The sequence below is a fragment of the Inquilinus sp. CA228 genome, assembly GCF_052078665.1.
Classification (GTDB): domain Bacteria; phylum Pseudomonadota; class Alphaproteobacteria; order DSM-16000; family Inquilinaceae; genus Inquilinus.
Window position 1 is genome coordinate 17,628 of sequence record NZ_JBQJIK010000008.1, and the last position, 13,905, is coordinate 31,532.

Below are 13,905 nucleotides of genomic sequence, written 5' to 3' on the forward strand. Positions count from 1 at the left end.
CGCCATGCCGGTCGTGCCCGAGCTGATCGGCCTGGCCGGCGGCGCCGTCGCCTGGGAGGCGGTGGACGCCCTGGCCCGGCCGCGGCGGTGGATGTTCGGCGGCAGCCGCGCCGCCATCCCCGGCCGGGCGGTCGTCTTCCTGCTGCTGCTCGGCGCCTGGCTCGGCCTGTTCGGCCGCTTCTGGTTCGCGCTCGTCGCCAGCCTCGTGACCCTCGCCATCCTGGTGGCGATCTCGAACGCCAAGCGGCGCAGCCTCTACGAGCCGCTGGTGTTCTCGGACTTCGCCTTCATCCTGCCGATGCTGCGCCACCCGAGCCTGTTCTACATCGAGCGGCGCGAAGGCCTGGCCCTGCTCGGCATCGCCGCGCTGCTGGTCGCGGTGATCGCGGCCTGGGTCGGGATCGAGCCGCGCAGCATCCCCGTCCCGGCGCAGCTGGCGCTGCTGGCGGCCGAGGCGGCGCTGCTCGGCCTCGCGGCCTTCGCCTTATCCTGGCCGCAGGCGCTGACCTTTGCCGATCCCTGCGACCCGCGCGACACGGTCCGGCGCTTCGGCCTTGCCCTGTCGCTGCCGACCGCCTGGCTGCGCTGGCGCGCCGAGGGCCGCCGGCCGCTGCCCGCGCCGCCGGCGGACCGCCTGCGCGAGGATGTCGACGCCGTGGTCGTGGTGCAGTCCGAATCCTTCATGGACCTCCGCCGCATCGGCATCGCGACGGCGCTGCCGGAGTTCGACCGGCTCCGGCCCCGCGCGCTGGCGCATGGCCTGCTCGAGGTGCCGTGCTTCGGCGCCTACACGCTGCGGCCGGAGGTGGCGGCGATCACAGGCCTCGACGCGGAGGCGCAGTCCTTCGACGGGCTCCATCCCTATCTGCGGCCGTGGCGCTTCGCCCCGGCCTCGCTGGCGGCGGCGCTGCGCCGCCAGGGCTGGCGCACCGTGTTCCTGCACCCCTACGATGAAACCTTCTTCCGCCGCCGCGAGGCTATTCCGGCCCTCGGCTTCGAGCGCTTCATCGGCCAGCGCGACCTGCCGGACGCCGAGCGCAGCGGTTACTACATCTCCGACGCTGCGGTCGCCGGGGTGATCGAGCAGGAGCTGCGGCGGGCGCGGGAAGACGGGGTCAGGCTGTTCCTGGTCTGCGTCACCATGGAGGCGCACGACCCCTATCGTCCAGGCCGGGTGCCGGGCCAGGACGAGCCCTTGCCGCAGTACCTGCACCATATCGGCCACGCCGACGCGATGCTGGCCCGGCTGGCGGCCCATTTCGACGCGGCGGCGGAGCGGGTGCTGCTGGCCTTCTACGGCGACCACGCGCCGGTGCTGAAGGAGGTCGATCCGGAGCGCGAGCGCCGCACCGACTTCATGATCCTGGATTGCGGCCGCGCCGCGCCTCCGGCGGGCGGGGAGGGGGCGACCCCGGTGCAATGGCGGCCGGAGCAGATCAACCGCTTCATCCGGTCCTGGCTCGCCGGCTCAGACCGGGCCGCCTGACGATCCCCGGGCCACCCGGAAGCGCTCGGCCTTGGCCCGATTGCCGCAGGTCGCCATCCGGCACCAGCTCCGCCCCCGGCCGCGGCCATGGTCGAGGAACAGCCACGAGCAGCGGCCGCATTCCCGCAGATGCGACAGCTCCGGCCCGCTCAGCAGATGCAGCGATCTCAGCGCCAGGCGATGGCGGATGAGGTCCCGGCCGGCGCGATCCGGCGCCAGCCGCCAGACCGCCTCACCGCCATCGGCCGACAGGCGGGAGATCGCCAGCGCCTCGCGGATCTCCGCCTCGACGGCGTCGACCGCATCTGCCGCGGGCACTGATCCCGCAGCCCGGGCGCTCAGCACCCGATAGGCTGCCTCGCGGAAGGCGCGCAGCCGGGCAAGGGCGTCACCGGGTCCGGATCGCAGCTCCGAGATCTCCTGGCCGTCGACGACGCCGGTGAAGCGCGCCCAGGCGACGGCGTCGTCCCAGGACACCAGGTGCTCCAGCCGCCGGCCTTTGCCGGTGTCGCCGACGGTGTTCAGGAAATCGAGGACGACGTCGCCCCCGACCAGATCCTCCGCCCGCCACAGCGTTGCTGCCACCGATCCATCCTCACCAGTCGCCCGGAACCGGATTCATGCTATAACCGTTAAATCGACAATAACGGTTATAGAGGAGATGGTCCATGCTGACCCTCGATCGGCGCTTCGCGTTCCGTGGCCAGAGCGTGGCTTGGGGTGTGCTCGGGGACGGTCCGCCGCTGGTCCTGGTGCACGGCACGCCGTTCTCGTCGCAGGTCTGGCGCCGGATCGCGCCGCTGGCGGCAACCCGCCGGCGGGTGCATGTCTTCGACCTGCTCGGCTATGGGCAATCGGAGCAGCGCGACGGCCAGGATGTGTCGCCGGCCGTCCAGAACGCGCTGTTCGCGGCCCTGCTGCAGGAATGGGGGCTGGAGGAGCCGGAGGTGCTGGCCCATGACTTCGGCGGCATGGCCGCGCTGCGGGCCCACTACCTCGAAGGCTGCCGCTACCGGCGCCTGATGCTGGTCGATCCGGTGGCGCTGACGCCATGCGGCTCGCCCTTCTTCCGCCACGCCGCGGCGCATGAGCAGGCCTTCGCCGGGCTGCCGGACTACGCCCATGACGCCCTGCTGCGGGTCTACATCCAGGGCGCGACGCGCGATCCGCTGACCGAGGAGGCGATGGCGATCTACATGCGGCCATGGCAGGGGGAGACCGGGCGGCCCGCCTTCTACCGCCAGATCGCCCAGATGCACGACCGCTATCTCGAGGAGATCGAGCCGTCCTACGGCCCGATGGACTGGCCGGTCGAGATCCTGTGGGGCGAGGAGGACCGCTGGATCCCGATCGCCCAGGGCGAGCGGCTGGCGGCAAAGCTGACCGGCGGCGCGCTGACCCGCGTGCCGGAGGCCGGCCATCTCATGCAGGAGGACGCGCCCGAGGCGATCGTCGCGGCCCTGTTTCGGGGGATGTGAGCGTCCGCCGCCTCAGCAGATGGCGTATTTCCGGCGCACATCGGCGACGACGTCGTCGAAGATGCGGAAATGCCGGTCCCAGGTCGGCGCCTTGAAGCGCGCCAGCCGCGCCATCTGCGCCTGGCGGCGCGGCGAGTTCGGCTGGGCGTAGTCCGTGATCATCTCCATCCAGCCGGGGCCGTCCAGCGGGTCGAGATATTCCGGGATGTTGTTGCCCAACTCGTGGAACACCGGCAGGTCGGAGCAGATCACCGGCACCGAGCAGGACAGGCCCTCGACCAGCGGCAGGCCGTAGCCCTCGGCGAAGGACGGGAACAGCACGGCGCGGGCGCCGATCATCAGGCGGTGCAGCACCTCATCGGGCACGCGACCGCATTCGATGACATGGTCTGAGATCTGCTCGCAGCGCTCGATCATGTCGATGACGTTCTCGTTCTCCCAGCCGCGGCGGCCGACGATCACCAGCTTCGGCGCGTCCTTGCCCAGCTTCTGCACCAAAGCGCGCCAGACTTGCAGCATGAACAGGTGGTTCTTGCGCGGCTCGATCGTGCCGATGATCAGGAAATAGGGCTCGCTCTCCAGGTCGTTGACCTTCTGCGGCGCGAAGCGGCGGTCGACCCCGAGCGGCGCGACGAAGACGTCGTCCATGCCGCCATGGTGACGCTCGACATGCTTCAGCAGGTCGCGCTTGGTCTGCTGCGAATTGACGATGGTGGCGGCGGCGGTGGTCGAGATCGCCTCGATCCGGGCGACATGCCGCGCGGCATAGCCGGGGCGGACATATTCCGGATGGTCGATCGGGATCAGGTCGTGCACCAGGTAGATCGGCGCCAGCTTGCGGCGCGCCACCAGGCGCTGCAGCGTCGCCGGCTGGTGCAGCCCCTCATGCGAGACATTGACGTAGATCGCCTGCTGCCGCCGGGCGCTGATGCTGATCATGCGCGACAGCAGCCCGCGGGCGCCGAGCAGGGCATCCATGCCGAATTGCAGCAGGGGCGCCGACGGCCGCGGCGCCGGGGCCGGCAGGGCCGCCGCGTGGCCGTGGCTGAACTGTTCCGCCGGCACGCCGATGAAGCGCGCGATCCGGTCCGCCTCGCTGCCGCGGAGGCGGTGGGCGCCGAAACTCCAGCGCTCGAGCCGGCTGGCGATGAACTGGGCGAAGGCGGGGGTCGAGAGCTGCCAGTAGCGCGAGCGCCAGCGGGCGATGAACTGGACGTCGCCCGGATAGCGCTCCAGCATATGCTGGCCATAGGTCAGCTCGACCCGGTCGACGCCCGTCGGCGTGGCGCTGCCGGATCGGCGCACCAGCCGGGTCGCGTCGAACAGGATCTGGTCCTGGGCCATAACGCCTGTTCCTCATCCAAGCTGTCGTCCGGCCGCCGGAGCCCGGCGGCACGGTCATCAGGGGCCACATCGTCCGCACCGAAACCTTCCGGGACGTTGCGCTCCCCCTGGCCCGCCGGTATCCGGATCGTGGGATCCTCTCCGGCGGCGCGACGGTGTTACGACGACCGCCTGTGCATGAACCCGAAACCAAGTCCGGGTAAGCTATCATCAGTCTCGTGGAAACAGGAAATCTTTTTTGCATTGCACAACAATCGCTAAGATGAGGATTAAAATCTGTAAAATCCAAACGAACCGAACCCCTCCGGTGAGGCTTCCCGCGTGGCCGATTTTGTCACGGCCCCGTGCCTGCGGCGGCGGAATGCGGTAACTAGGAGCGAATCGCGTCTCCCCCAGGTCCCGCAGGCGGCATCGCCGTCCCGTCCTTGCCCATCGGAGAGATCGGAATGAGCCTGTCCATCGCCCAGCGTCTGCATCGCCTGGACGCCCGCATCGCCGAGATCCTGTGCTGGCGGGAGCGGGCGAGCGAGCCGATCGAGCAGTGGCGCTGTGACGGCCGTCCATTGTCGCTCGGCGATCCCTGGCCGCACCAGGAAGGCGTTCTCGCCTTCACCGCCGAGGCCGAGGTTCCGGCCGCCTGGCCGCTGGACGAGACCAGGCTTCATCTCGATGTCGGCGGCGAAAGCCTGCTGACGCTGCATGAGGACGGCGCCGGATCGACCCGCTTCGGCCTCGACGTGAATCACCGCGAATTCCCGCTGCGCGCCCGCCGGGTCCGGATCGAGACCGAGAGCGTGCCGCGCCTGCCCTTCGGCCAGCCGGTGCACCACCCTCGCCTGGCCGAGGCCCGGCTGGTCTGGATCGACCCGGCGGTGCACCGCCTGGCGCTGCTGCTGCGCCAGGTCTGGGAGACGGCGACGGCGCTGCAGGAGCACGAGGCGGTGCCGCATCTGCTGGCGGCGGCCGAGGCGGCCTTGCGGTTGCTCGACTGGCCGTCGGCCACCGGCGTCTATCTCGCCCGCACCGCGCCGCTGCCGCAGCAGCAGGCGATCTGGCGCCTGCCGCCGCTCGACCCCCGGCCGCCGGCGCTGGGCGAGGCGGAGCGGGCCTCGGCCGTCGCGGCGCATGACGGGCTGGCGGCGGCGCTGCGCGGGCTGAAGGAGCGCTTCCCGCCGCAGGGCAGGCTCGCCATCACCGGCCACGCCCATATCGACCTGGCCTGGCTGTGGCCCTATGCCGAGACCCGGCGCAAGGCCCGGCGCACCTTCCACACCGCGCTGCGGCTGATGGAGCGGTTCCCGGGCTTCGTCTTCAACCAGTCGACCGCGGCCTATTACGCCCAGGTCGAGGCCGACGACCCAGACCTGTTCGCCCAGGTCCGCGAGCGGGCGGCGGAGGGCCGGTGGGAGACGATCGGCGGGCTGTGGGTCGAGCCCGACACCAACATGCCCACCGGCGAGAGCCTGGTGCGCCAGGCGCTGTACGGCCAGCGCTATTTCGAGCGCGTCTTCGGCCGCCGCCATACCGTGTGCTGGCTGCCCGACTGCTTCGGCTTCTCGCCCGCTTTGCCGCAGATCCTGCGCCAGGGCGGCATGGACAGCTTCTTCACCATCAAGGTGAACTGGTCGGAGACCAACCGCTTCCCCTACGACCTGTTCCAATGGGAAGGCCTCGACGGCAGCCGGGTCCTGACGCACACCTTCGACAATCCGATCCAGGGCTACAACGGCACCATCCGGGCCGATTGCGTGCTGCCGACCTGGCGCAACTTCCGGGGCAAGACGGCGCATGACGAAAGCCTGCTCGCGGTCGGCTTCGGCGACGGCGGCGGCGGGGTGACGCCGGAGATGCTGGAGCGCCAGGCCCAGTTGACGGATTTCCCGGCGCTGCCGGAGCTGCGCCCGGCCCGGGTCGAGGAGTTCTTCGGCCGGATCCGCGAGCGGGCGGCGGTCGACGAGCTGCCCGTCTGGCTGGGTGAGATCTATCTCGAGCTGCATCGCGGCACCCTGACCAGCCAGGGCCGCACCAAGCGCCTGAACCGGCAGGCCGAGCGGGCGCTGATCGCGGCCGAGGTCGCCGGCAGCCTCGCCACGCTGCTCGGCGGCCCCGCCTTCGGCAGCCTGGAGCCGGCCTGGCGCGGCCTGTTGAAGAACCAGTTCCACGACATCCTGCCCGGCTCCAGCATCCGCGAGGTCTATGAGGATGCGGAGCGCGAGCTGGCGGCGGCGCGCGATGCCGGCCTCGACCGCCAGGCCGAGGCGATGGCGGCGATCGCCGCGGCCCTGCCGGCGGGCGGCACCGTCGACGCGCTGGTGGTGGTGAACCCCGACCTGTCGCCGCGCCCGCTGCGGCTGGAGCTGGAGGGCCAGGCCATCGCGCCCGACCTGACCGTGCCGCCGCTCGGCATCGTCGTGCTCGACCTGGCGGCGCTGCAGCCGGCGCCCGGGCTGTCGGCGGGGTGGTCGACCACGGGCAGCCATCTCGAGAACCGTTTTCTGCGGGCGGAGATCGGCGCCGACGGCACCATCACCCGCCTGCTGCACAAGCCGACCGGCCGCGACGCGCTGGCCGGGCGCGGCAACCAGCTCTGGCTCTACCCGGCCGACAAGCCGCGCAGCTGGGACGCCTGGGACGTCGAGGCGGATTACGACCGCCAGGGCTTCGAGCTGACCGGGCTGGAATCGTCGGAGCTGGTCGAGGACGGGCCGGACCGGGCGGCGCTGCGGCTGGTTCGCCGCTTCCGCGATTCGACCATCACCCAGACCCTGACGCTGTGGGCGAACGCGCCGCGGCTCGACATCCACACCCGGCTCGACTGGCACGACCGACGGGTGCTGCTGCGCGCGCTGGTGCCGGTGGCGGTGCGGGCGGAGACGGCGAGCTTCGAATGCGCCTTCGGCGTGGTGCGGCGGCCGACCCACCGCAACACCTCGTGGGACCAGGCCAAGTTCGAGGTGCCGGGCCACCGCTTCGCCGATCTGTCCGAGCCGGGCTTCGGCGTCGCCCTGCTGAACGACGGCAAATACGGCCACAGCGCCCTCGGCAATGTGCTCGGCCTCAGCCTGGTGCGGGCGCCGATCTACCCCGACCCGCTGGCCGATGAGGGCGTGCAGGAGTTCACCTATGCGATCCTGCCGCATGCCGGCGACTGGCATGAGGGCGGGGTGCGCGAGGCGGCCGAGGACCTGAACCAGCCGCTGCTGGCGCTGCCGGCGCGAAACCTGGCGGCCGGGCTGCACACGCCGCTGATGGTCTCCGGCGTCAAGGCCGGGCTGGCCGCGCTGAAGCCGGCGGAGGAGGGCGACGGGCTGGTGCTGCGCCTCTACGAGCCGGCCGGCGCCCGCGGTCCGCTGTCGATCACCGCGCCGGAGGGCTGGCGCCTGGGCGAGGCGGTGTCGCTGCTGGAGGAGCCCGCGGAGCGGGACCAGGTGCACGACCTGGAGCCGTTCGAGCTGCGCAGCTGGCTACTGCGGCCGGGGCGCTGAGTCAACGGACGCACATTAGATCGGGACGAGGCAAGGAGAAGATGGCAGTGGCGGACGCTGACATTCCGACTACGATTACAGGGCGATGCTATTGCGGTGCGACTACGATTCACGCGACGCAAGCCCCCCACGCCGTCGCCTATTGCCATTGCATTGATTGTCGGCGGGTGACGGGCGCGCCCGTTGCGGTGTTTGCGGCGTTCGATGAGGGGGCGGTGATTTTCACGCCGGACGAAGGGCGCAAGGTGGCCGCCAGTCCTGGGGTAACGCGCACGTTCTGTGCGGTCTGCGGGTCTCCGCTCACAGGGCGATACGACTATCTGCCTGGACAGGTTTACATTGCTATAGGAATTCTCGACCAGGCCAACGATCTCGCTCCGCAACTTCACGCCCACGAAGCGCAACGTCTTATTTGGCTCCATATTGATGACGAACTGGAACGGTTTGCGAAGAGCGCACGGTCGCAGCTCACAGATGCGGCTAAGGCTTCGCCCGAGAATTAATGCTCCAGAGAAGAGGATGTTATTCCTTTTTTATTGTCATTGCCGGGCTTGACCCGGCAATCCAGAAGATGTCGACATTCTCTCGATGCCCGGGTCAAGCCCGCGGCTGTCCGGTTGAGAACGAACGGCAACCAACGGAAAGCATTGAGAAGCTATGGCTCTATTTTTAACTGTCATGTCCGGGTCAAGCCCGGCAATGATAATAAAAGTTTAGCTCCGCTCCTCTTCCACACCCTGGAAGCCCTCAACCGGACAGCCGTGGGTCAAGCCCGGGCATGACAGTTGGGTGGGAATCCGATCATCAATCGGCTCACTTATTCTCGGACGGGCTCTGAGCGGAGGAGAACGGGAGCGCCCGGCCCGGGCCATGTCCTTGGGGGGAGGCCGGGCCGGGCACGGCGCCGGCTGCTGACGGGCGGCGCGGTCATGATCCCGCCACGGTCGGCCGCGCCTGTCCACTTACGGATCGGCAAGGGTCAGCGCCGCTTGGGCTTCGCCGGGGCCGAGCGGCGATCCTCGCCGGCACCGGCGGTGCCCGGGTTGAAGGACGGCGGGTCGCTGGCATCCATGCTCTGATCCGAGGCCTCGTCGACCTTCCGGCTGGCCGCCTTCTTGTCCCGCGGCGGCCGCTCGTCGATGGGCTTGCGGGGCGTCGTCATGCTGTCCTCCTCGCTGCCTCGGCAACGGAACGGCAGCGGACGGACCGCGGTTCCGTCGGCGGCGCTCAAATAGGGGGGCCGGCAACCCTGGATAGGCGGCTCGCTTCGGTTCAAGCTGATCTCCAGGTGCCTCGTCGATTTCGGCGCCCGGCCCGGCCCGGGGCTTCCCCCACCATGCTTCGGGCCGGGCTCTCTTCAGGACATCCCTGACGGGCGTCAGCCCGCGCCGGCGATCGGATACTTGCCCTCCAGATAGGCGAGGTACGGGCCGGGATCGAGGCCGTCTCCGGTCGCCGCCTGCAGGATCTCCTCCGGCGTGCGTGACCGGCCGTGGCGGTGCACCGCGTGGGTCAGCCACAGCCGCAGCGGCGCGTAATCGCCGGCCTCCAGCCCAGCCGCCACCGCCAGGTCCCGCTCCGCCGCCGCGAACAGCTGCGACGCCATGACGTTGCCCAGCGTGTATGTCGGGAAGGAGCCGACATAGCCGGTCGACCAGTGCACGTCCTGCAGCACGCCGCCGGCGTCGTCCGGCACCTCCAGGCCCAGATCGGCCTTCATCCGCTCGGCCCAGGCGGCGGGCAGGTCGGCGACGGCCAGGTCGCCGGCGATCACCGCGGCCTCCAGCTCGACCCGCAGCATGATGTGCAGGTCGTAGGTCAGCTCGTCCGCCTCGACCCGGATCAGCCCGGGCCGGACCAGGTTGACCGCGCGCCAGAACTCCGCGGCCGAGACATCGGCCAGCTGCTCCGGGAAGGCGTCGCGCAGCAGGCCGAAATTCAGCTCCCAGAAGCGGCGCGACCGGCCGACCCGGTTCTCCAGCAGCCGCGACTGCGATTCGTGCATCCCGAAGCTGGCGCCGCCGACGGCGTAGAGGTTGACGATGTCGGTGGTCAGCGCCGACCGGCCGATCTCCGGGTCGATGCCCTGCTCGTACATGCCGTGGCCGGCCTCGTGCAGCGCCGCGAACAGGCCGGCCGGCAGGTAGCCCGGCCGGTAGCGCGCGGTGATGCGGACGTCGTCGCGGGTGAAGGAGATCTCGAACGGGTGCACCGTCTCGTCCAGCCGGCCATGGCCGTAGTCGAAGCCGACCCGCTCGGTCAGCGTCCGGGCGAAGGCCTTCTGCCGGTCCACCGGATAGTCGCGGTCCAGGAAGTCGCGGCGCGGCGATGGGCGCCTGGTCCAGCAGGTGGCAGGCGGCGCTGCCGGTCTCGGTCGGGCGCGGCAGCGGCGCCTCGATCCGGCAGCGGTCGAAGGCGTGCGGGCAGCGCGGGTGGAACGGGCAGCCGGACGGCAGGTCGACCGGGCTGGGCAGCTCGCCCCGCGCCGCCGGCACGCGATGGCGCCGGGCGGGATCCAGGTCGGGCGCCGCGGCCAGCAGCGCCTGGGTGTAGGGGTGCCGGGGCGCCGCGAACAGCGCCTCGGTCTCGCCGGTCTCGACGATGCCGCCGAGATACATCACCGCCACCCGGTGCGACAGGTGTCGGACCAGGCGCAGGTCGTGCGCCACGAACAGCACGGTCAGGCCCAGGCGCTGCTGCAGCTCCAAGAGCAGGTTCACCACCTGGGCCTGGACCGAGACGTCGAGGGCGGAGACCAGCTCGTCGGCGATCAGGCATTCCGGCTCCACCGACAGCGCCCGGGCGATGCCGATGCGCTGGCGCTGGCCGCCGGAGAATTCATGCGGGTAGCGGTCCGCCGCCTCGCGCGGCAGCCGCACCAGGTCCAGCAGCTCGGCGATGCGGGCCGGGATCTCCGCCTTCGGGCGCATGCGATGCACCGACAGCGCCTCGGCCAGGGTCTGGCGCACCGTCATGCGCGGGTTCAGCGACCCGCGCGGGTCCTGGAACACCATCTGCACCCGGCGATTGAAGGCGCGGCGCTCGCCCCCCTCCAGGGCGCGGATGTCGACCCCGTCATAGCGCAGGGTGCCTTCGTCCGGCTCGATCAGCCGGACGATGCAGCGGGCCAGGGTCGACTTGCCGCTGCCGGATTCGCCGACGATGCCCAGCGTCTCGCCCCGCCGGACCGACAGGTCGATGCCGTTCAGGGCGTGCACGGCGGGATGGGGGCGCCGGCGCAGCGCGTCGGCCACTGTGCGCTCCAGCCGGAAGCGCTTGGTCAGCCCGGCGATCTCCAGGATCGGCGCGGTCATGCGGCGTCCTTCGCCGCGGCGACGCGATCGCTCTCGAAGCAGGCGACCGCGGCGTCCAGCCCCACGGGCTGCAGCACCGGCCGCTCGGCCCGGCAGCGCGGCGTGGCGAAGGCGCAGCGCGGGGCGAAGGCGCAGCCCGGCGGCCGCTCGGTCAAGGGTGGCGGCGCGCCCTCGATCGAGCGCAGCGGCAGCCGCGGCCCGCCGCCGCGCGGCACCGAGCCGAGCAGGCCGAGCGTGTAGGCGTGGCGCGGCCGCTCGAACACGGCGGCGACCGGCCCGGTCTCCACCACCCGGCCGGCATACATCACCGCCATGCGGTCGCAGCTCTGCGCCACCACGCCGAGGTCGTGGGTCACCAGGATCACGCTCATCCCCAGCCGGTCGCGCAGCTGCAGCAGCAGCGTCAGGATCTGGTCCTGGATGGTGACGTCCAGCGCCGTGGTCGGCTCATCCGCCAGCAGCAGCTTCGGCTCCGAGGCCAAGGCAATGGCGATCATCGCCCGCTGCCGCATGCCGCCGGAGAACTGGTGCGGATAGTCGTCGAGCCGACGGGCGGCGGCCGGGATGCCGACCAGGTCCAAGAGCTCGCGCGCCCGGTCCCGCCGCGCCCGGCGGCCGAGGCTCGTGTGGGTCCGCAGGCTCTCATCGATCTGCAGCCCGATCGGCAGCACCGGGTTCAGCGCCGTCATCGGTTCCTGGAAGATCATGGCGATCTCGCCGCCGCGCACCCGGCGCAGCGCCGCCTCCGGCAGCGCCATCAGGTCGCGGCCCTGCCACAGCACCCGGCCGCCGACCCGGCCGGGCGGCCGCACCAGGCCCAGCACGGCACGCAGGGTGACGCTCTTGCCCGAGCCGGATTCGCCGACCAGCCCCAGCACCTCGCCGGCGCGCAGGTCGAGGTCGACGCCGGCGACCGCGGCGGCCTCGCCCCCGCCGGCTGGGCCCCCACTGGCCGGGAAGGTCGCGGTCAGGCCGCGGATCGACAGCACCGTCTCGCTCATGAATCGGGCCGCAGCAGGTCGGCGACGCCGTCGCCCAGCAGGCTGAAGCCGAAGCCGGTGACGACGATGGCGATGCCGGGGAAAATCGTGATCCACCAGGCCTGGGACATGAAGTTCTTGCCGTCGGCGATCAGCAGGCCCCATTCCGCGGCCGGCGGCTGGGCGCCGAGGCCGAGATAGCCCAGGCTGGCGCCCAGCAGGATCGCCAGCGCCATGTCGGTCATCCAGTACACCAGCACCGGCGAGGCGGCGTTGGGCAGCAGGTGGCGCAGGATGATGCGGACGTCGCCATAGCCCATCACCCGCCCGGCGTCGGCGTAGTCCAGCCGGTTCTGCACCTTGATCTCGGTGGCGACCAGCCGGGCGTAGAACACCCAGCCGACGGCGCTGACCGCGATGTACATGTTGACCAGCCCAGGCCCGAGCACGGCGACGATGGCGATCACCAGCACCAGGAAGGGGAAGGTGATGACCACGTCGACGACGCGGCCGAAGATCGGCTCCCAGATCCCGCCGTAATAGCCGACCAGCGCCCCGGCGGCGGTGCCGAACACCACCGGGAACAGGGTGGCGAACAGCGCGATCTGCATGTCGATGCTGTAGGCCCAGATCACCCGGCTCAGGATGTCGCGGCCGAAATTGTCGGTGCCGAAGGGGTGGGCCAGGCTTGGCGGCTGCAGCAGGGCGCGGTAGTCGAAGGTGGTGGGGTCGTAGGGTGCGATCAGCCCGGGCGCGATCGCCAGAGCCAAGCTGAGGCCGAAGATGATGATCCCGGCCAGCAGCGCCGGCGACAGCCGCCGCCGGGCGCGGGCGGGGGCCAGGCCGACCGCGGTCATGCCTTCACCCGCGGGTCGAGAGCGGCCTGCACCAGGTCGGTCGCCAGGAAGACCAGCGACACCAGCACCGCCATCGCCAGGGTCAGCCCCTGCACCACGGGGTAGTCGCGGCCGTAGATGCTGTCGATCATCAGCCGGCCGGCGCCGGGGATGGCGAACACCGTCTCGGTGATCACGGCGCCGCCGATCAGCGTGCCGACCGACAGGCCGAACAGGGTGACGGTCGAGATCAGGGCGTTGCGCAGCACGTGCCGGCCCAGCACCAGCCGCGGCGCCAGGCCCTTGGACCGGGCGAAGTCGACATACTCCGCGCCCAGCACCTCGATGATCGAGGCGCGCAGGTTGCGCATCAGCACGGCGGACAGGCTCAGCGCCAGGGTCAGGGCGGGCAGGAACAGGTGCCAGGCCCGGTCGGCCCAGGTGTCGCCATAGCCGCCGACCGGGAACCAGCGCAGCCCGGCGGCGAACACGGTCAGCAGCACCAGGCCGAGATAGAAGATCGGCATCGACAGCCCGATCTGGAAGGCGCCGCGGATGGCGGTGTCGGCCGCCCGCCCGCGCCGCATCGCCGCGACGAAGGCCAGCGGCACCGCCAGCAGCAGGGCCAGCAATGCTGCGAAGCCGGTCAGCGCCAGGGTGACCGGCATCCGCTCCAGGATCAGGCGCATCACCGGCACCTTGAGGTGGATCGAGGTGCCGAGATCGCCCTGCACGATCCGCTGCAGGAACAGCAGGAACTGCGCCGGGATCGACCGGTCGAGGCCGAGCTGGGCGTTCAGCCGCGCCACGTCGGCATCGGTGGCGCGGTCGCCCAGCATGGCGCTGGTCGGGTCGCCCGGCAGCAGCCGGACCAGCACGAAGATCACCACCAGGACGAAGAACAGCGTCGGGACCAGCTGGATCAGCCGCTTGGCCACGTGGTTCAGATTCACCGGCGCGCCTCCTGTCCCGGCGGTCGGGC

The 13,905-nt window shown here is 71.0% G+C and carries 11 protein-coding genes and 1 pseudogene; 4 read left to right on the plus strand and 8 right to left on the minus strand.

Annotation, left to right across the window (positions count from 1 at the left end; genetic code table 11):
* Positions 1 to 4: 4 nt before the first annotated feature.
* Positions 5 to 1,486: a sulfatase-like hydrolase/transferase gene (locus ACTOWL_RS05310; RefSeq protein WP_441320154.1), complete on the plus strand. Its 1,482-nt coding sequence runs from the start codon at positions 5 to 7 to the stop codon at positions 1,484 to 1,486.
* Here ACTOWL_RS05310 and ACTOWL_RS05315 read toward each other — a convergent pair.
* The gene (locus tag ACTOWL_RS05315) at positions 1,469 to 2,071 is read right to left on the minus strand and encodes a CGNR zinc finger domain-containing protein (protein WP_441320155.1); all 603 of its coding nucleotides are present in this window, start codon (positions 2,069 to 2,071) and stop codon (positions 1,469 to 1,471) included. The genes ACTOWL_RS05310 and ACTOWL_RS05315 overlap by 18 nt on opposite strands.
* An 83-nt stretch (positions 2,072 to 2,154) precedes the next feature.
* On the opposite strand from ACTOWL_RS05315, the gene ACTOWL_RS05320 reads away from it, so the two are divergent.
* On the plus strand, positions 2,155 to 2,964 hold the full coding sequence (locus tag ACTOWL_RS05320; RefSeq protein ID WP_441320156.1) for an alpha/beta fold hydrolase: 810 nt from the start codon (positions 2,155 to 2,157) through the stop codon (positions 2,962 to 2,964).
* Between the two features lie 12 nt (positions 2,965 to 2,976).
* Here ACTOWL_RS05320 and ACTOWL_RS05325 read toward each other — a convergent pair whose 3' ends face one another.
* The gene (locus tag ACTOWL_RS05325) at positions 2,977 to 4,308 is read right to left on the minus strand and encodes a glycosyltransferase family 4 protein (protein ID WP_441320157.1); all 1,332 of its coding nucleotides are present in this window, start codon (positions 4,306 to 4,308) and stop codon (positions 2,977 to 2,979) included.
* Positions 4,309 to 4,754: 446 nt separating this feature from the next.
* Here ACTOWL_RS05325 and ACTOWL_RS05330 point away from each other — a divergent pair, with 446 nt between their 5' ends.
* The gene (locus tag ACTOWL_RS05330; protein WP_441320158.1) at positions 4,755 to 7,793 is read left to right on the plus strand and encodes an alpha-mannosidase; all 3,039 of its coding nucleotides are present in this window, start codon (positions 4,755 to 4,757) and stop codon (positions 7,791 to 7,793) included.
* 47 nt (positions 7,794 to 7,840) lie between these two features.
* Positions 7,841 to 8,296 carry a GFA family protein gene (locus tag ACTOWL_RS05335; RefSeq protein WP_441320159.1) on the plus strand — a complete coding sequence of 152 codons (456 nt, stop codon included), beginning with the start codon at positions 7,841 to 7,843 and terminating at the stop codon, positions 8,294 to 8,296.
* 476 nt (positions 8,297 to 8,772) lie between these two features.
* Here the strand turns inward: ACTOWL_RS05335 and ACTOWL_RS05340 are convergent, their stop codons facing one another.
* The 6 genes and pseudogenes from ACTOWL_RS05340 to ACTOWL_RS05365 form a co-directional block, all read right to left on the minus strand.
* On the minus strand, positions 8,773 to 8,955 hold the full coding sequence (locus tag ACTOWL_RS05340; RefSeq protein ID WP_441320160.1) for a hypothetical protein: 183 nt from the start codon (positions 8,953 to 8,955) through the stop codon (positions 8,773 to 8,775).
* Between the two features lie 216 nt (positions 8,956 to 9,171).
* Complete coding sequence (locus tag ACTOWL_RS05345) at positions 9,172 to 10,086, minus strand: hypothetical protein (RefSeq protein WP_441320161.1); 915 nt, start codon at positions 10,084 to 10,086, stop codon at positions 9,172 to 9,174.
* A gap of 112 nt (positions 10,087 to 10,198) precedes the next feature.
* Positions 10,199 to 11,107 (minus strand): annotated as a pseudogene (locus ACTOWL_RS05350) (ABC transporter ATP-binding protein); the annotation flags it as partial.
* Positions 11,104 to 12,108, minus strand: coding sequence for an ABC transporter ATP-binding protein (locus tag ACTOWL_RS05355; RefSeq protein WP_441320162.1), 1,005 nt, complete (start codon positions 12,106 to 12,108; stop codon positions 11,104 to 11,106). The pseudogene ACTOWL_RS05350 and the gene ACTOWL_RS05355, both read right to left, overlap by 4 nt.
* Positions 12,105 to 12,944 (minus strand): ABC transporter permease, encoded by an 840-nt coding sequence (locus ACTOWL_RS05360; RefSeq protein ID WP_441320163.1) that lies wholly within the window; start codon positions 12,942 to 12,944, stop codon positions 12,105 to 12,107. The genes ACTOWL_RS05355 and ACTOWL_RS05360 overlap by 4 nt, the downstream gene beginning before the upstream one ends.
* A complete protein-coding gene (locus tag ACTOWL_RS05365) occupies positions 12,941 to 13,876 on the minus strand; it encodes an ABC transporter permease (protein WP_441320164.1) in 936 nt (311 codons plus the stop codon). Before ACTOWL_RS05365 ends, ACTOWL_RS05360 begins: the two co-directional genes overlap by 4 nt.
* Positions 13,877 to 13,905 lie beyond the last annotated feature (29 nt).